The organism is Paraburkholderia nodosa, assembly GCF_001718195.1.
Taxonomy (GTDB): Bacteria; Pseudomonadota; Gammaproteobacteria; order Burkholderiales; family Burkholderiaceae; genus Paraburkholderia; species Paraburkholderia nodosa_A.
This window is the reverse complement of sequence record NZ_MCNV01000002.1, coordinates 549,055-566,467: the sequence shown is the minus strand read 5'-3', so window position 1 is coordinate 566,467 and position 17,413 is coordinate 549,055. Positions and strand designations below refer to the sequence as shown.

13 protein-coding genes are annotated in these 17,413 nt (G+C 67.5%); 5 read left to right on the top strand and 8 right to left on the bottom strand.

All coding sequences use genetic code 11. The features are described from left to right. Positions 1-31 precede the first annotated feature (31 nt). Complete coding sequence (locus tag BFD71_RS05820; protein WP_069262309.1) at positions 32-1,000, top strand: ROK family protein; 969 nt, start codon at positions 32-34, stop codon at positions 998-1,000. A 111-nt stretch (positions 1,001-1,111) separates the two neighbouring features. Further along, complete coding sequence (locus BFD71_RS41335; protein WP_176732831.1) at positions 1,112-1,798, top strand: hypothetical protein; 687 nt, start codon at positions 1,112-1,114, stop codon at positions 1,796-1,798. A gap of 11 nt (positions 1,799-1,809) precedes the next feature. Here the strand turns inward: BFD71_RS41335 and BFD71_RS05810 are convergent, their stop codons facing one another. From BFD71_RS05810 to BFD71_RS05790, 5 genes are all read right to left on the bottom strand, one after another. Further along, the gene (locus BFD71_RS05810) at positions 1,810-2,907 is read right to left on the bottom strand and encodes an enolase C-terminal domain-like protein (RefSeq protein ID WP_069262307.1); all 1,098 of its coding nucleotides are present in this window, start codon (positions 2,905-2,907) and stop codon (positions 1,810-1,812) included. A gap of 19 nt (positions 2,908-2,926) precedes the next feature. Beyond that, positions 2,927-5,206, bottom strand: coding sequence for a xanthine dehydrogenase family protein molybdopterin-binding subunit (locus tag BFD71_RS05805; RefSeq protein WP_069262306.1), 2,280 nt, complete (start codon positions 5,204-5,206; stop codon positions 2,927-2,929). Beyond that, positions 5,203-6,234, bottom strand: a complete 1,032-nt coding sequence (locus tag BFD71_RS05800; RefSeq protein WP_069262305.1) for an FAD binding domain-containing protein — start codon at positions 6,232-6,234, stop codon at positions 5,203-5,205. Before BFD71_RS05800 ends, BFD71_RS05805 begins: the two co-directional genes overlap by 4 nt. Continuing rightward, complete coding sequence (locus BFD71_RS05795) at positions 6,231-6,812, bottom strand: (2Fe-2S)-binding protein (protein ID WP_069262304.1); 582 nt, start codon at positions 6,810-6,812, stop codon at positions 6,231-6,233. Before BFD71_RS05795 ends, BFD71_RS05800 begins: the two co-directional genes overlap by 4 nt. 111 nt (positions 6,813-6,923) lie before the next feature. Continuing rightward, complete coding sequence (locus BFD71_RS05790) at positions 6,924-7,916, bottom strand: cation diffusion facilitator family transporter (RefSeq protein WP_256094502.1); 993 nt, start codon at positions 7,914-7,916, stop codon at positions 6,924-6,926. Between the two features lie 172 nt (positions 7,917-8,088). Between BFD71_RS05790 and katE the strand changes: the two genes are divergently transcribed. Both katE and BFD71_RS05780 read left to right on the top strand, forming a co-directional pair. Then, positions 8,089-10,185 carry a catalase HPII gene (gene katE, locus BFD71_RS05785; protein WP_069262302.1) on the top strand — a complete coding sequence of 699 codons (2,097 nt, stop codon included), beginning with the start codon at positions 8,089-8,091 and terminating at the stop codon, positions 10,183-10,185. A 24-nt stretch (positions 10,186-10,209) separates the two neighbouring features. Beyond that, positions 10,210-11,034, top strand: a complete 825-nt coding sequence (locus BFD71_RS05780) for a CHAD domain-containing protein (protein ID WP_069262301.1) — start codon at positions 10,210-10,212, stop codon at positions 11,032-11,034. Here BFD71_RS05780 and BFD71_RS05775 read toward each other — a convergent pair. The 3 genes from BFD71_RS05775 to BFD71_RS05765 are packed head-to-tail and all read right to left on the bottom strand — an operon-like array spanning position 11,031 to position 15,364. Beyond that, a complete protein-coding gene (locus BFD71_RS05775) occupies positions 11,031-12,599 on the bottom strand; it encodes an efflux transporter outer membrane subunit (protein WP_069262300.1) in 1,569 nt (522 codons plus the stop codon). The two genes, BFD71_RS05780 and BFD71_RS05775, sit on opposite strands and share 4 nt — an antisense overlap. Before the next feature lies 1 nt (position 12,600). After that, on the bottom strand, positions 12,601-14,181 hold the full coding sequence (locus tag BFD71_RS05770) for a DHA2 family efflux MFS transporter permease subunit (protein ID WP_069262299.1): 1,581 nt from the start codon (positions 14,179-14,181) through the stop codon (positions 12,601-12,603). Positions 14,182-14,191: 10 nt separating this feature from the next. After that, positions 14,192-15,364: an HlyD family secretion protein gene (locus BFD71_RS05765; RefSeq protein ID WP_069262298.1), complete on the bottom strand. Its 1,173-nt coding sequence runs from the start codon at positions 15,362-15,364 to the stop codon at positions 14,192-14,194. Between the two features lie 255 nt (positions 15,365-15,619). Between BFD71_RS05765 and BFD71_RS05760 the strand changes: the two genes are divergently transcribed. Then, entirely contained in the window at positions 15,620-17,413 is a 1,794-nt protein-coding gene (locus tag BFD71_RS05760; protein ID WP_069262297.1) for a thiamine pyrophosphate-requiring protein, read from the top strand.

The following is a 17,413-nucleotide window of genomic DNA, read 5'->3' as shown; positions in this document are numbered from 1 at the left end:
GCGTCGCCGATGCACTTAACGAGGAGCCAGGGTGCCAGACACCAGCGTTGAACAAGGGCAACACTCACGCGTCTTTGTCGCGGACATCGGCGGCTCCTACATCAGGCTCGGTGTATCGGACCGTCCGCGCAGCGTGCGCCTCGTCGAAAGCGTGCCGACCCCCGTCGACAGTTGGGAGGCGTTCGGCGCGACCCTCGAAGCCCTGGCGGCCCGGCATATTGGCGAGACCCGCTCGCCTCTCGTCATCTCGATGGCAGGCGCGATCGATCCCGCAAGCGGCGTGATTTGCGCGTCCAACGTCCCCTGTGTCTCGGGCCGCGTGCTCGGCGCGGAGTTGTCCTCCCGGCTCAAGCGGCGCATACGCATTGCAAACGACGCGGACTGCCTCGCGTTGGCCGAGGCCGTCGAGGGCGCGGGTGCCGGCCACGATGTCGTGTTCGGCGTGGTCCTCGGCTCGGGTGTCGGCGGCGGGCTGGTCGTGGGCGGCCGCGTGGTGGGCGGCGCGAGCGGCATAGCGGGAGAGTGGGGCCACGGGCTGTCGGTCAGCGCGCGCGTCGACTTCGACGGCATGGGCCACGCGGAGCCCGTGATGGCATTGCGTTGCGGCTGCGGGCGAGTGGGCTGCGTCGACACCATCGGCGCGGCACGCGGTCTGGAACGGCTCCACGCACTCCTGAACGACGAGCAGAAAGACAGCCACACCGTTCTCGACGACTGGCAGCAAGGCGGCGAGCGCGCGAGGCGCACCGTTTGCGCGTGGCTCGCGCTGGTATCGGAGCCGCTCGCGGCCGTGGTCAACATCACGGGCGCTTCGGTCGTCCCGGTTTGCGGCGGCCTTTCAAATGTGGCCCCATTGATCGACGCGCTGGACGCGGCCGTGCGCAAGCGCACGCTGCGGCGGTTTCGCGAACGCGTCGTCGTTCCGGGCGCGTTCCGGCAGGACGGCGGACTCATCGGTGCGGCCATCATCGCGCGGCAGGACGACTGGCGCGAGCCGTAGCGCGCCGTGTTCGCCCGCACAGGAAAAATGGGCTTCCGACGCCTAAACTAATCTATGAAGCCAGACGGCTATCGGTCAGCGTTTCGGTCAGCGGCTACCGGGGTAAGCATCATGAAAGCGCGTGAATTGTGCAGACTCCTGCTCGTGCTCGTGGCGCTATGCATCAGCGCCGGGGCAAGCGCGGGTCGAGGCGGCGGTTGGGTGCATGGCGGCGGTGGCGGCTGGGGCGGCGGTGGCGGCGGCGGCTGGGGAGGCGGCTACGGCGGCGCGAATCACAGCAGCGGCTGGAGCGGCGGCTACCACGGTGGCTATAACGGCGGCGCCTGGTATCACGGCGGTTATTACCACGGCGGCTACTACCATGGCGGCTACTACCACGGCTACGGCTGGTATCACGGCGGCCACTATCACGGCTGGTATGGCTGTTGCGGATCGGCGAGCGTCGGCTTCTACTTCGGCCCCGGCTTCATCTACGGCTCTCCGTTCTATCCGTACTACTATCCGCCGTACGTCGCGAGCGTCTACTACCCCTACGTTTCCGGCGACTTCTCGCAGCCCACGCAGTGGATCGAACAAGGCCAGGGTCAGGCCCAGGTCGAGCCCCAGTACGGCGGCGCCAATATGTACGATCAAAACGAGCAGTACGGGCAAGGCGATCAAGCCGGCCAGGGCGGCCAGGGCGGCGAGGCGCCATACGGCGTGTGGTACTACTGCGTCGCGTCGCAGACCTACTACCCGTACGTGCGGACCTGCCCAGGCGGCTGGCAGCAGGTGCCCGCGCGGCCACCTGACAGTTGAATGACTGCGCGTCAGCGCACCGCGTAGCGTTCGGCGTCGGCGTGCCGGAACGTCAGGCCATGGCCGTGGCGCGCGAGGTCGGGCGCGATATGTCCGGCGTGCAGGCGCGGCGCGCCCTCGAACAGCATGGCCTCGATGCGCGCGTGATCGTGAAACCATTCAATATGCACGAGGCGCCGCGCCGAGCATGCTACATGCAGATGCAGCGCCGGCGCGCAATGCGCCGAGAGCGGCGTATGCCACGCATCGCACAGCGCGTCGGCCTGCAGAAAGCCGGTGATGCCGCAGCAGCGCGTGGCGTCGGCCTGAAGCACATCCACGGCGTGGGTTTCCAGCAGCGCGCGGAAGTCGTCTGCCGTATAGCCGTATTCGCCCGCGGCGAGCGCCATGCGCGCGGGCAGGGCGGCGCGCAGCGCGGCGAGGCCGCGGCGGTCGTCCGAAGAAAGCGGCTCTTCGAACCACTGCACGTCCTCTTGCGCGAAGCATTGCGCGAGCCGCTGCGCCTCCTCGATCTCATAGGCGCCGTTGGCGTCGACGAACAGGCCCGCCGTGCTGCCTATCGCCTCGCGCGCCGCCGCCACGCGCGCCGGATCGTCGGCCGGGTGCGAGCCGACTTTCATCTTGACCCACGCGCAGCCGTCGTTCTCGACCCAGCCGCGCAACTGCTTCGTGAGCGTTTTCAGGTCGTAGCTCGTGAAGCCGCCGCTGCCGTACACCGGCACGCGCTCGCGCTGCATGCCGAGCAGCGCGCACAGCGGGATGCCGAGCGCCTTCGCCTTGAGGTCCCAGAGCGCGGCATCGACGGCCGATATTGCGCAGGCCGCGAGGCCCGGCCGGCCGATGTTGCGCACGGCCCGCTGCATTTCGAGGTTGATGCGCGCGGTGTCGAAGAGGTCGTGCTGGCGCACGGCGTCGCCGAGCACGCTCTCCACGAGCGCTGTGGCGCCCGCATGCGCATAGGTATAGCCCACGCCGGTGAAGCCGAGCGCATCGATTTCAACCAGCACGAGCGTGGTGGAACGCCAGGCGATGGTGCCGTCCGCTTCGGGCAGGTCGGTGGGGATCGTATAGGCGCGCGCTTCGAGGCGCGTCAATCGGGTGGCATTCATGATGTCTCGCGCGTGTGCCTCACAGCAGCTTGTCGAGCGTGATCGGCAGATCGCGCACGCGCTTGCCCGTGGCGTTGTAGATCGCGTTCGCCACGGCGGCGGCCACGCCCACCACGCCAATCTCGCCCACCCCCTTCGCGCCGAGTGGGTTCACCACGTCGTCGTGCTCGTCCACGAACAGCACGTCGATCTCGCCGACGTCGCGATTCACTGGCACGTGATATTCCGCGAGGTTGTGATTCATGATGCGCCCGAGCGTATGGTCGAACTGCGCTTCTTCGTGCAACGCCATACCGATGCCCCATACCACGCCCCCGGCGATCTGGTTCGCGGCCGTCTTCGGGTTGACGATGCGGCCCGCCGCAACGGCGCTCACCACGCGCGCCACGCGCACCATGCCGAGCGCTTCGTCCACGCGCACTTCGGCGAACACGGCCGAATGCGTCGCCATGGAATACTGCTTCTGGAGCGCCTCGGGCTTCAGTGTGACCTGCGCTTCGAGCGTTTTCATGCCCGCGTCGGCGAGAACGTCGGCAATGCGGGCGCGCGTTTCGGGCCGGCCGGCGCTCTCGCTCAACCTCACCTCACCGCCTTCGATCACGAGCGCTTCGTCCAGCATGCCGGGGTCGAGATTGGCGAACGCCACGCCGCCGTGCGCGGGCAACAGTTGTGCGAGGCGCGAGCGCAGCTGCGTGCAGGCGAGCGATGCGGCGCTGCCCACGGAAGCCACGGTCCACGAGCCGCCTTCGATCGGCGCGGGCGGTAGCGATGTGTCGCCGAGCGTGAACTCGACATCGTCGATGGCCATGTGCAGCGCGTCGGCGGCGATCTGCGAAATGGCGGTGTAGGTGCCGGTGCCGATATCGGCCGTGGCGCTGGCGAGTTCGAGACGGCCTTGCGCATTGAGCACGGCGCGCACGGTCGCTTCGGTCTGCAGCGCTTCCCAGATGCCCGTGGCCATGCCATAGCCCACCAGTTCGTGGCCCTCGCGCATGGCGCGCGGCGTGGCAATGCGCGCGCCCCAGCCAAAACGCTCGGCGCCTTGCGCGTAGCAGTCGAGCAGCGCCTTGCTCGAATACGGCAACTGCTTGTTCGCGTCCTCGTCGGCGTAGTTGCGGATGCGCAGTTCGAGCGGGTCCATGTCCAGCGCGACGGCCAGTTCGTCCATGGCGCATTCGAGCGCGTAGAGACCTTGCGCGGCGCCGGGCGCACGCATATCGAGCGGCGTGTACACGTCGAGCCGCCCAAGCTTGTAGCCGAGCTGGACGTGCGGCGCGCGATACAGCCGGCCCGACCAGTTGACGACCACGTCAGTGAAGTCCTCGAACTGCGAGGTTTCTCCCACGGCTTCGTGGATGATCGCTTCGAGGCGGCCATCGCGTTGCGCGGCAAGCGCAACGTGCTGGATCGAGGCGGGCCGGTGTCCGAAGGTGAACATCTGCGCGCGCGTGAGCGCCACGCGCACGGGCAGGCGCAGCACGCGCGCCGCCATCATCGCCAGCGGCAGATGGTATTGCGGCCGCAGGCCGGAGCCAAACGCGCCGCCCACGAACGGCGAAATCACGCGTACGCGGTCCTGAGACAGGCCGAAGACCTTCATCAGGTACTGCTGAGTATTGCTCACGCCTTGAGTCTTTTCGTAGACGATGTAACGCCCGTCGGCGGAAGGCACGACGGTGCAGCCGTGCATCTCCATAGGCTGATGAAACTCCGCGGGTATGCTGTAAAACGCGTCGGTGCGGGCGGGGGCGCGCGCGAGCGCCCGGTACGCGTGGCCGCGCGGTGCCGGCGGCGGCTCGAAGCCGCCCTTCTCGGTGGAGGGGGCGACCGCATGCTCCAGGGCGCGGGCCAGTTCGGTCTGATGCGCCTCGCTGCGATAACGCACGCGCACGAGCGAAGCCGCGTAGTGCGCGAGTTCGGGCGTCTGCGCCACCACGAGCGCGACGGGCTGGCCCGCGAAGGCGACGTGCGTGTCGGCGAGCGGGCGAAACGGCTTGCCGCCCGGTGCGATCTGATCCTTCCAGGCCGCGTCGTCTTCGGCGAGCGTGGGGCGGTTCTCGTGCGTGAGCACGTGCAGCACGCCTGGCAGCGCGAGCGCCGCGGACGCGTCGATGGCGACGATCTTGCCGCGCGCGATGGTGGCGTTGACGACCGCGCCGTGCACGAGCCCTGTGGCCGTGAACTCGGCGGCGTAGCGCGCGGCGCCCGTGACCTTGCTGCGGCCATCCACGCGCGAGAGCGGCGCGCCGATGCGTGCGACCGGGCTCGCGTCGCGGCGAGCTTCATAGGCGGTACTCATGCTGATTCCTCCCCGGAGTCTTCTGCGCCATCGCCCTCGGCTCGGGGCGCCAGCGCCTGTTCGAATGCGCGCACGATCGCACGTCGCGCGAGATCCACCTTGAACGCATTGCCGGGACGCGGGTCGGCGTGCGCGACCACGGCGTCGGCGTAGCGTTCGATGGCGCGTGTATCGTCGACAGCGCGGCCGATCAGACGCTGTTCCGCTTCGCGATCCCGCCAGGGCTTGTGCGCGACGCCGCCCAGCGCGCAGCCTAGCGCGCGCATCGTGCCGTCCTCCACGCGCACGCCGAGCGCGACCGAAACGAGCGCGAACGCATACGACTGGCGATCGCGCAGCTTCAGATAGGTGAAGTGCTGCGCATAGCCCTCGCGCGGCAATTCGACGGCGGTGATGAGTTCCTCGTCGGCGAGCGTCGTTTCGCGGTGCGGTGTGTGACCGGGCAGGCGGTGCAGGCTGTCGAAGGGCAGCGTGCGCGTGCCGCGCCGGCCCGCCACGTGCAGCGTGGCGTCGAGCGCTTCGAGCGCGACGCACATGTCCGATGGATGCGTGGCGATGCAGTGTTCGCTCGCGCCGAAGATCGCGTGCATGCGGTTGACGCCGTCCAGCGCGGCGCAGCCGGTGCCCGGCGCGCGCTTGTTGCAGCACGTGGCGGGATCGTAGAAGTAGAGGCAGCGCGTGCGCTGGAGCAGATTGCCGCCCACGGTCGCCGCGTTGCGGATCTGCGCGGACGCCCCGGCGAGCAGCGCCTGCGCGAGCAGCGGATAGCGCTCGATCACGCGCGCGTCCCATGCCAGCGCGCTATTGGTGGCGAGCGCGCCAATGCGCAAGCCGCCGTCCTGCGTCGCCTCGATGTCGCGCAGCGGCAGCCGTGTGATGTCGATGATCGCGGCGGGGCGCATGACGTCCTCACGCATCAGATCGACGAGATTCGTGCCACCGGCGAGGAATTCGGCGCCGGGGGTGGCGTAGTGCAGCCGCACGGCGTCGTCCACGCTCTTCGCGCGCGCGTACGAGAAGCGGTTCATGGTGCGTCTCCTTCGTCCTCTTCGCCGCCGGCGAGGTCCTGCGCGCGGCGCACGCCTTCCACGGCGTTCGCGATGTTCACGTATGCCCCGCAGCGGCAAAGATTGCCGCTCATTTGCTCGCGCACGTCGTCGCGGCAATGCGCGTGGCCTTCGGCGAGCAGCCCCACGGCCGAGCAGATCTGGCCCGGCGTGCAGTAGCCGCACTGAAACGCATCGTGGTCGATGAAGGCCTGCTGCACGGGGTGCAGCGCGCCGTCTTGCGCGAGTCCCTCGATCGTCGTGACGTCCGCGCCGTCGTGCGACACGGCGAGCGCGAGACACGCGTTGATGCGCACGCCGTTCACGAGCACCGTGCACGCGCCGCATTGGCCGTGATCGCAACCTTTCTTCGTGCCGGTGAGATGAAGCTGCTCGCGCAGCAGGTCGAGCAGGCTGGTCCACGGTTCCACGTGCAGCGCGTGGTGCGCGCCGTTGATCGTGAGTTCGATCGGCACGGCTTCGCTGCGAAGATGCGTGTCATCGTGCCTCGCCTTTGCGTCGTGTGCGCGCGGCGCGGGGTTGCGGGTGGCTGTGTGCATAACGGCCTCGTTATCAGGGCGGGTTGGGCTGGAATGGTCGCGATCATGCAATGCGCAATGCGCTTGCCTGGTAGTTCGGGTGCGTATGGGGGCCCGATCGCGCCCTCAAACCTATAGCGGATGCTCCCCGTGTTCCGGCAACTCGGGCTCGAAAAACACCCAGCGCGCCGCAGGAAACGCCGCCTGCAAGTCGTTTTCGACACGGTCGATGATGCGCACCAGCTCGACGGCGTCGCAGCGCTCGGCGAGTTCGGCCTGGACTGCTACGAGCAGGCTGTCCGACCAGCGCAGCACGACGAGGCTGACCACGCGGCCGATCTCGGGGCGCGCTTCGAGCCACGCGCGCATGTCCCGGCGCACGCTCGCGCGCGCCGCTTCGCCCACGATCAGCGACTTGATCTCGCGAAGCGCGAACACGGCCGCCGCCATCATCACGCCGCCCACGCCGATGCTGCCGAGCGCGTCGAAGCCCGGCCAGCCGGTGAGGGCGGCCAGCCCCGTGCCGGCAATCGAGACGACGAGGCTTGCGAGCGCCGCGGCGTCCTCGCCGATCGAGAGCATGTTCTCCAGTTCGCCGGTTTCGCGAAACCAGCGCCATAGACCGCCCGCGCGGCGCCGCCGGTCGACGGAGCGGATCGATGCGCGCAACGCGGTGCCCTCGGCGAGCGCCGCAACGGCCAGCACGCCCAGCGCGATCTGCACATGATCGACGCCGCTGTGATGCCAGAGCCGCCATGCACCGATCGCCATCGAAAGCAGGCCGCCCACGAAGAAAAACTGCAGCGCGACGAGCATGGCGTAGAAGTGCGTCTCGCGGCCAAAGCCAAGCGGATGCTGTTCGTCGGGCCGGTTGCGGGCCGCGCGCCGGCCCGCGATGAGCAAAAACTGATTCAGGCAGTCGGCGCTGGAGTGCGCGGCCTCGGCAAGCGTGGCGCCCGAATTCGTGTAGGCCGCGGCGGCGAACTTGCACAGCGCCACCACGACGTTGGACGCGAGCGCGTAGTAGACGGCGCGCGGGACCTTCACGCTGGCCTGCCCAGTCGCGCCGCGCTCCATCAGAACCCCGGGATGTCGCGCGCCGCAACGTCTATCGTCTTGGTCCATGCAGCCATCGTGCGCTCCCGTTCACCCCCTTATTGCGGGCGCGCAAATCGCATGCCCCCTGCGCGCGTGCGCCGGCGCGATTGCGAGGGCACATCGCTTGCGCTCCGGATGATGTTGTCGCTCGCCTTCACCTTGTGGCGAGCCATTCGGAACACTCACCAGGAGCCACCCCATGACAAAACACAGAAGCCCTCAAGGCAAGCATCAGCCCACCGACGCGAAATCGCAGAGCCTCGAATCGTTTCGCGCGCATGCGGACGGCGAGGCGCTGCGCACCAACCAGGGCGTGAAGATCGCCGATAACCAGAACACCTTGCGTGCAGGTGCGCGCGGCCCTTCGCTGCTCGAAGACTTCATCATGCGCGAGAAAATCACGCACTTCGACCACGAACGGATTCCGGAGCGCATCGTGCACGCGCGCGGTTCCGCTGCGCATGGGGTTTTTCGTGTATACGAGTCGCAAGCCGAACTCACGCGCGCGGGCTTTTTGCAGGACCCCGCCAAGGAAACGCCTGTCTACGTGCGATTTTCGACGGTGCAGGGGCCGCGCGGCTCGGCGGACACCGTGCGCGACATACGCGGCTTCGCCACCAAGTTCTACACAGACGAGGGCAATTTCGATCTGGTGGGCAACAACGTGCCCGTGTTCTTCATTCAGGACGCGATCAAGTTCCCCGACTTCGTGCATGCGGTGAAGCCCGAGGCCCCCGACGAAATGCCCACGGGCGGCACCGCCCACGATACGTTCTGGGACTTCGTCTCGCTCGTGCCGGAAAGCGCGCACACGGTCATCTGGGCCATGTCCGACCGCGCGATCCCGCGCAGCCTGCGCACCATGGAAGGGTTCGGAGTGCATACGTTTCGCTTCGTCAATGCCAAGGGCCACGCGCGCTTCATCAAGTGGCACTGGCGGCCCGTGCTGGGCTCGTACTCGCTGCTGTGGGACGAAGCGCAGAAGATCGCTGGCAAGGACCCCGACTTTCATCGGCGCGACTTGTGGGAGGCGATCGAGCGCGGCGCCTATCCCGAGTTCGAACTGGGCGTGCAGGTCATCGAGGAGAGCGACGAACACAAGTTCGACTTCGATCTGCTCGATCCGACCAAGCTCGTGCCCGAAGAAGAGGTGCCGGTGAAGATCATCGGCAAGATGACGCTCAACCGCAATCCGGACAACTTCTTTGCGGAAACGGAGCAGGTCGCGTTCCATCCCGGCCATATCGTGCCGGGCATCGATTTCACGAACGACCCGTTGCTGCAAGGGCGGTTGTTCTCCTATACCGATACGCAGATCAGCCGTCTCGGCGGCCCGAACTTTCACGAGATTCCGATCAACCGGCCGGTTTGCCCGTACCAGAACAATCAGCGCGATGCGATGCACCGGCAAACCGTCAACGTCGGCCAGGCTTCGTACGAACCGAATTCGGTGAGCGGCGGGTGGCCGAAGGAAACGCAGCCGAAGGACGGCGGCTTCGAAAGCTACCAGGAACGCATGGACGGCGTGAAGATACGCGTGCGCAGCGAGTCGTTCGCGGACCACTTCTCGCAGGCCACGATGTTCTACCACAGCATGTCGGAGCCGGAGAAGGACCATATCAAGGCCGCCTATACCTTCGAACTGGGCAAGGTCACGAAGCCCGAAATACGCGAACGCCAGGTCAACGCCATTCTCGCGAACATCGACGCGGACCTCGCTGCGAGCGTGGCGCAAGCGCTCGGCTTGCCGAAACCAAAAGCCGGCGCCAAACCAGGCAAGCCGCGCACGGCCAGTTCGCCCGCGCTCAGCCTGCTCAACCGCGTGCAGCCCGGCATCAAGGCGCGCAAGATCGCCTTGCTCACCGCGCCCGGCGCGGACCCCGCCATGCTCACGCGGCTGCGCGATGCCTTTGCGCTGGAGGGCGCAACGGCGCTCGTCATCGCGCCCACGCTCGCGCCGATCGGCGATCTCGCGCCCGATGCGACTATCACCGGCATGCCCTCCGTCATGTTCGACGCGGTGTTCGTCCCCGGCGGCGAGAAGGCCACGGAGGCATTGACGCAGTCGGGCGATGCGCGTCACTTCGTGCTCGAAGCGTTCAAGCATCTGAAGGCGATCGGCTCGGTCGAGACGGGGCGGCTCGTGCTGTCCGCCGCGCAGTTGCCCGATCACGCGGACGGCGTCGCGAACGGCGATGAAGCCGAACTCGAGCGCGTGCTCAAGGAATTCATCGAAGCGGCGGGGCAGCATCGCGTATGGTCGCGCGTGGCGCAGACGCTGGCGGTGCCGGCGTGAGCGTCAACGGGAGGGCACAAGCAAATGGACAAGCCGGCTACACGATCGAAGAACGCGCGCAGCGACGCGCAATCGCAGTTTTCGCGCTATGCGCAGCCGCTGGTGAGGGAAGCGCTTGCGCGTGTCACCGCGCTCGACACCGAGCCGGAAACGATGCACCAGCTGCGCGTCGCGTTGCGGCGGCTGCGCACGCTGTTGTGGGCGTGGCGGCCGCTGCTCGGGCGCGCGAGGATCGAGCCGCAGCGGGCGTTTCTCAAGCGTGCGGCGTCGGCCGCGGGCGAGGTGCGCGATTGGGACATTGCCGTCGCGCTGCTCGGCACGGACGGCGGCGCACTCGCGAACGGGCACCTTGCGCCGGTACGACAAGCGGCGCGCGAGCACGCCCGGCAGACGCTCTCTGCCGCCGATCTCAAACACGCGCTGCGCGACATGCTGCATGAGGTGAACCGGGCGTTGAACACGTCGCCGCGCCGCACGCCGCTCAAGCGCCTCGCGCGCGAACGCGTGCGAGCGGCGCGCCGGTCGCTGGCTAAGCGCATGCGGCGAGCGCGCAGCGCAAAACGCCGCGATTACGCCTCGTGGCACGAGGTGCGCAAGGGGGCGAAGCGCCTGCGCTATCTGCTCGAGTTCTTCGGATCGATACTGCCGCGCCGCGAAAACCGGGGTATGAAGTCGCTCAAGAAACTTCAGGATCGTTTCGGCAAGCTAAACGATGCGGTCGCGAGCGAACAGCTGCTCGCCCAACATCGCGAGATCTTCCCGGACGGTGCGAAGGCCGATGCCGCGCTCGCGACGCTGCGTCGCGAACGCAAGAAGCGCCGGCGAATGGCGGCAAAGCTGCTCGATTAGCGCGGCGGTGGAGGGGCGGACGAGGCGATCGGCCCCGCTTGCTCCCACCCGCCGCCCAGCGCCTTGTACAACGCCACGAGGTCGGTGCATACCTGCAGTTGCTCCTGCTGCGCGTTCTGCTCGGCGCTGCTCAGTTGGCGCTGCGCATCGAGCACGTCGATGAACGAGACAATGCCCTTGCGATAGCTCTCGCGTGCGAGATCGAACGCGTGGCGCTGGGCTGCCGCGCTCTCGTCGAGCGAGACGAGGCGCGTCTGATCGGTGCGATACACATCGAGCGCGTTGTTCACGTCGCGCAGCGCATCGAGCACGGTTTTGCGGTAATCGAGCGCGGCTTCGACCTGCTGGAGCTTCGACAGCCGCAAGTTCGACACGAGCGCGCCGCCCTGGAAGACGGGCAGCGATACGCTCGGCCCCCATGACCAGAAAAGGTTCGCCCAGTGCGTGAGATCGTGCGGCGAGGTCGCGCGCGTGCCGACCTGCCCGGTGAGCGAGATGTCCGGATAGAACTGCGCCACGGCCACGCCCACGTTGGCCGTGGCCGCGTGCAGCGAAGCTTCGGCGCGGCGGATGTCGGGGCGCCGGCGCGCGAGCGTGGCGGGCAGCCCGACCGGCACTGCGGGCGGCGTGCCGGGCAGTATGCCGGGCGGCGTGAGTTCGGTGTCGAGCGCACCCGGCGCTTCGCCTACCAGCACCGCGAGCGCGTTGAGCGACTGCGCGATCTGCTGATCGTATTGCGGCAGCAGCGCCTCGGTTTGCGTACGCTCGGCGTGCGCGCGCGCGACATCGAGTTCGCTTTCGAGGCCGTGCATCGCGGCGCTGCGCGCGAGGTCCTCGGTCTCGCGCTGCTCGGCGACGAGGTTCTGGGCCGTCGCGTGCAGCATCTGGGCGCCGCGCAGCTGCAGATAGGTCTCGGCCACTTCGGCTTCCAGCGAGACCTGCGCATCGCGTTGCGACTCGAGCGCGACATCGGCCTGCGCATTTGCGGCTTCGACGGAGCGTCGCACGCGCCCGAAGAGGTCGAGTTCCCATGACGCGTCGAAGCCCGCTTGCCACAGGTCCACGGGCGCGGTGAGCCGGTCGAGCGCGCTTTGCGCGCCGCGCTCCACGCCTGGGCCCGCACCCGGCGCGATCTGGTTGACGGGCGAGTTGGGCGCGCCGAGCGCATCGACCTTGTTGTAGACGCCCGCCGATTCGAGCAGGCCCTTCGCGCCCAGTTGTTCGCGCTTGTAGCTCGCGCTCGCGCGCACGTTCGGCAGGCCTTGTGCGGCGGCCTGCTGGGTTCGTTCGCGTGCCTGCGCGATGCGCACGACCGCGATCTGCAGATCGGGGTTGTCGCTCAATGCGCGCTCGATCAGGGCGTCGAGCGCGGGGTCGCGGAAGCCGCGCCACCACTGCGGATCGGGATTCGATTCGACGGTGGGCGTCGATGCGCCGCCCGGTCCGTTCGCCGTGCGTTGCGTCGCATGCCAGTCTGCGGGCGCGTTGGCCTGCGGCGGCTGGAAGTCGGGGCCTACGGTGCAGGCACACAGTGAAGCGGCGAGAATGACGGCGAGCGCTCGCATGTCAATGGCCTCCTGAACCCGCCGCTTTCGAGGGCGAGAACAACAGCGCGAGCGGCGCGAACACCGCGCAGAAGCAGGCGAGTATGCCAAATACGTCGATATAGGCAAGGATGGTGGCCTGCGAAACGAAGGTCTCGTAGAGATGGCCGTTCGCCGTCTGCATGGCGTGCGCGAGCGGCGTTCCGGTGCTTTGCATGACCGTTTGCGCCTCGCGCGCGAGTGTGTCCTGGTAGTTCTGCGAGAACGGCGACATATGGGCCGAAAGATGCGCCATCCATGCCTGCGAGCGCTCGCGAATCAACGCGGTGGAGACCGAAATGCCGATCGAGCCGGCCACGTTGCGGAACATGGTGAACAGTGCGGAGGCGTCGTTATTGAGCTCCTTCGGCACGGTGAGGTAAGCGAGCGTCGTGACAGGCACGAACAGGAATCCGATGGCGAGCGACTGCGCGCTGCGCAGCTTCACGAGCGTGAGGTAGTCGATATCGGGCGTGAGCGTGCGCGCGTAGATGAGCGCCACGGTGAGCATGATGAAGCCGGTCAGGATGAGCATGCGCGTCTGGATATGCGGCATCAACCGGCTGACGATGGGAATCTCCATCGTAATGAGCAGCGCGCCCGGTGACAGCACGAGGCCCGCGAGCGTGGCGGTGTAGCCGAGCTGCTGCTGTGCGAGTTGCGGAATGATCACGGCGCTGCCATAGAGCACGGCGGCGAACGCGGCGATCATGCAGCAGCCCAGCGCGAAATTGCGGTCGCGCAGGCAGCGCAGATCCACGACGGGATGCTTCGCGTAGATAAGGCGCAAGGTTGCCCCCACGATGCCGAGCACTGCGAGCACGGCGAAGGTGACGATGAACGGCGACGAGAACCAGTCGTCGTCCTCGCCGCGATCGAGCGTGACCTGCAGGCAGCCGAGACCCAGGGCGATGAGCCCGATGCCCCAGAAGTCGACCGTGCGCCAGTTCATGCGTTGGTGTGTCTCGCGTTTGACCCATGGCGGGTCTTCCACGAGCTGGAACACGGCGAGGGTCGTGAGAATGCCGACCGGCACGTTGAGCAGGAAGACCCAGCGCCATGAGACGTGGTCGGTGATCCAGCCGCCCAGCGTCGGGCCGAGCACAGGGGCGACGACGATGGCGACGGCGGAGATCGAAAACGCGCGGCCGCGCTGGCTGGGTTCGAAGGTGTCGAGGATGATGGACTGCTGGTTCGGCTGCAGGCCGCCGCCAAAGAAGCCTTGCGCCACGCGGAAGATCACGAACTGGCCGAGGCTCGTGGCGACGCCGCACAGGAAAGAGCACACCGTGAACGCGACGATGCAGAGCATGAAATAGCGCTTGCGGCCGAGCACGCGGGCGAAGAACGCCGAGATGGGCAGCACGATGCCATTGGCGACGAGGTAGGACGTCAGCACCCAGGTGGCCTCGTCGTAGCTCGCCGACATCGTGCCGGCGATATGGGGCAGCGCGACGTTCACGATGGTCGTGTCGAGCACTTCCATGAACGCGGCGAGCGTGACCGCGATCGCGATGAGCCAGGGGTTGCCGGCGGGGCGCCAGTTGCTCTGCGAATCGCTCATGGCCGCGCCCTCAGTCCGCCAGATACACCGTAGGCTCGACCGAAAGCCCCAGCGGCAGCGGCCGGTTCCCCGGCAAGCCGCTGTCGATCACGATCTTCACCGGCACGCGCTGCACGATCTTGACGAAATTGCCCGTCGCGTTCTCGGCGGGGAACGCCGAAAAGCGCGAGCCGCTGCCGAGCTGGATGCTGTCCACGTGGCCGCGTAATTCGAGCTTCGGGTAGGCGTCCACGCTGATCTTGACCTTGTCGCCCGGGCGCATGCGCGTGAGTTGGGACTCCTTGAAATTGGCGGTGATCCACATTTGCGGCGTGACGATGGAAAAAAGCGACGTACCCGCCTGCAAGAACGTGCCGTACTGCACATTGCGGCGCGTGACCCAGCCATCGGAGGGCGCGCGCATGTCGCACCAGGCGAGGTTCAGTTCCGCCGTGTCGAGCTGCGCCTCGGCCTGCGCCACCTCTTCGCGGCGCGCCTCCACGGCGGCCACGGCCTGGCGGATCTGCTGCGGCACGAGGCTCGCCGTCTTCAGTTGGGCACGGGCGCTCATGACGCCGGCATGCGACACGCGCTGCTGGTCGTTGGCCGTGTCGATGTTCTGTTGCGTGGTTGCGCGGGGATCGACGCCGTGCTGGCGTTCGTAGTCGGCCTGCGCGCGCGCGTAGTTCGCGCTGGCTGTTTCGATCTGCGCCCGCGCCTGGTCGTACTGCGCGGGGTACTGCACGCGCGCGATGTCGAGCTGCGCTTGCGCGGAAAGCAACTGGGCTTTCGCGAGGCCGAGTTGCGCGCGCGCCTGGTCGACCTGGGCCGCGTAGTCGCGCCGGTCGATCTCGACCATCAGGTCGCCCTTGTGCACGTAGACGTTGTCGTCGACGTTGAGTTGCGTCACATAGCCCGATACCTTCGGGGCGATGGTGATGGCGTTGCCATCGGTATAGGCGTCGTCGGTGCTGACCTCGTTGCGCGTGACGAACCACCAGACAAGCGCGCCAATGGCGATCACGAGCAGCACGATGCCGATCACGATGAGCGGCTTCTTGCCGGGTCGCTTGCGGCCCTGATTGTCATTCTTCTCACTGCGGTTCGCACCGTTTTTCGATTTTTCGGCATCCGTGCGGCGCGCTTTGCCCCGGTGTGTGCGCGACCAGGCGCCCACGCCGCCCGAGCCTTCTTGCTCAGCCATGCGCGGCTCCTGGCTCACCGTTGAAATCGGCTGAATGGGGGAAGGCTTTCATGCGGCTCCCGGTGGATTCGATTTGCGCGAAAAGGGCAACTCCCTGCAGGCAGCAATCGCTATGCCTATGCAGAGGGTGTCGAACGAAAAAAGACGCGCATCGAGGCGCAAAAGCCGCCAGTCTCACCCGGCGCCAGGTTCGGCGTTTGCGCGGGTGACGCCAACACGGCAAACGACTCGGACTATCCGTAAGGAGAACGGCACATGGCGACGACTACGGTGAGCGACTTCATCATCGAGCGGCTGCACGAATGGGGCGTGCGACGCATCTACGGCTATCCCGGCGACGGCATCAACGGCATGTTCGGCGCGCTGCAGCGCGCGCAGGGCAAGATCGAATTCGTGCAGGCGCGCCACGAGGAAATGGCCGCCTTCATGGCGAGCGCCCACGCCAAGTTCACGGGCGAGCTGGGCGTGTGCATCGCCACGTCGGGGCCGGGCGCGGCGCACCTGCTCACGGGGCTCTATGACGCGCGGCTCGACCACATGCCCGTGCTGGCCATTGCGGGCCAGCAGGCGCGCGCCGCGCTCGGCGCGCATTATCAGCAGGAACTCGACCTCGTCTCGATGTTCAAGGACGTCGCGGGCGCCTACGTGCAGCAGCCCAGCGTGCCTGCGCAGGTACGCCACGTGGTGGACCGCGCAGTGCGCATCGCACTCTCGCGGCGCACGGTCACGGCCATGGTGCTGCCCAACGACTTGCAGGAACTCGAATATGAGCCGCCCGCGCGCAAGCACGGCACGGCGCATTCCGGCGTGGGCTACAGCGCACCCGAAGTGGTGCCGCGCGAGGCCGACCTCAAGCACGCGGCCGAGGTGCTCAACGCGGGCCACCGGGTGGCGATACTCGTCGGCGCGGGCGCGATGCACGCCGGCGACGAGGTGGTCGCCGTGGCCGAGCGCCTGCACGCGGGCGTTGCCAAAGCGTTGCTCGGCAAAGCCGTGGTGCCCGACGACATTCCCTGGGTGACGGGCAGCATCGGCCTGCTCGGCACCAAGCCGACCGACGAGATGATGTCCTCTTGCGACACCTTGCTGATGATTGGCTCCGGCTTCCCGTATTCGGAATTCCTGCCGAAGGAAGGCGACGCACGCGCGGTGCAGATCGACATCGACGCGGGCATGCTCAGCGTGCGCTATCCGATGGAGGTGAGCCTCGTGGGCGACAGCGCGGCCACGCTGCGCGCGCTCTTGCCGCTGCTCGAGCAGAAGAACGCCGGAAGCTGGCGCAACCGCCTCATCCATGCTGGCGAGCGCTGGCAGCGCGTGCTCGAGGATCGCGCGCACGCGGCGACGAGCGGCAAGGTGAACCCGCAGCGCGTGGTGACCGAGCTGTCGCCGCGTCTGCCCGATGGCGCGATCGTCACGAGCGACTCGGGTTCGTGCGCGAACTGGTATGCGCGCGACCTCAAGATCCGGCGCGGCATGATGTGTTCGCTGTCGGGCGGTCTCGCCTCGATGGGGGCGGCCGTTCCCTATGCCATCGCGGCGAAGTTCGCGCATCCCGAACGGCCCGTGATCGCGCTCGTGGGCGACGGCGCCATGCAGATGAACAACATGGCCGAACTCGTGACCGTGGCGAAGTACTGGCGCCAATGGGCGAGCCCGCGCTGGATCTGTTGCGTGTTCAACAACGAGGACCTGAATCAGGTGACCTGGGAGCAGCGCGTGATGCAGGGCGACGCGAAATTCGAAGCCTCGCAGGACATTCCCAATGTGCCGTATCACCGTTTTGCGGAACTGGTGGGGCTCACGGGCATCTACGTGGACAACGCGGAGCAGCTGGGCGACGCCTGGGACCAGGCGCTCGCATCGCCGCGCCCCGTGGTGCTCGAAGTGAAGACCGATCCCGACGTGCCGCCGCTGCCGCCGCATGTGACGATCGAGCAGGCGCGCCATTTCGCGCGCGCGCTCATGGAAGGCGACCCGGACGAGGGCGGCGTGATTGCGAACACGGCGCGCCAGGTGATGGCGAGCGTCATTCCGGGCAAGAAGTGA

Bases quoted from the DNA above. Each gene is read 5' to 3' on its own strand.
- BFD71_RS05800 (WP_069262305.1), bottom strand. From the start codon at position 6,234: ATGAACCGCTTCTCGTACGCGCGCGCGAAGAGCGTGGACGACGCCGTG.
- BFD71_RS05780 (WP_069262301.1), top strand. From the start codon at position 10,210: ATGGACAAGCCGGCTACACGATCGAAGAACGCGCGCAGCGACGCGCAA.
- BFD71_RS05790 (WP_256094502.1), bottom strand. From the start codon at position 7,916: ATGGACCAAGACGATAGACGTTGCGGCGCGCGACATCCCGGGGTTCTG.
- BFD71_RS05770 (WP_069262299.1), bottom strand. From the start codon at position 14,181: ATGAGCGATTCGCAGAGCAACTGGCGCCCCGCCGGCAACCCCTGGCTC.
- BFD71_RS05765 (WP_069262298.1), bottom strand. From the start codon at position 15,364: ATGGCTGAGCAAGAAGGCTCGGGCGGCGTGGGCGCCTGGTCGCGCACA.
- BFD71_RS41335 (WP_176732831.1), top strand. From the start codon at position 1,112: ATGAAAGCGCGTGAATTGTGCAGACTCCTGCTCGTGCTCGTGGCGCTA.
- katE (WP_069262302.1), top strand. From the start codon at position 8,089: ATGACAAAACACAGAAGCCCTCAAGGCAAGCATCAGCCCACCGACGCG.
- BFD71_RS05775 (WP_069262300.1), bottom strand. From the start codon at position 12,599: ATGCGAGCGCTCGCCGTCATTCTCGCCGCTTCACTGTGTGCCTGCACC.
- BFD71_RS05810 (WP_069262307.1), bottom strand. From the start codon at position 2,907: ATGAATGCCACCCGATTGACGCGCCTCGAAGCGCGCGCCTATACGATC.
- BFD71_RS05760 (WP_069262297.1), top strand. From the start codon at position 15,620: ATGGCGACGACTACGGTGAGCGACTTCATCATCGAGCGGCTGCACGAA.
- BFD71_RS05805 (WP_069262306.1), bottom strand. From the start codon at position 5,206: ATGAGTACCGCCTATGAAGCTCGCCGCGACGCGAGCCCGGTCGCACGC.
- BFD71_RS05795 (WP_069262304.1), bottom strand. From the start codon at position 6,812: ATGCACACAGCCACCCGCAACCCCGCGCCGCGCGCACACGACGCAAAG.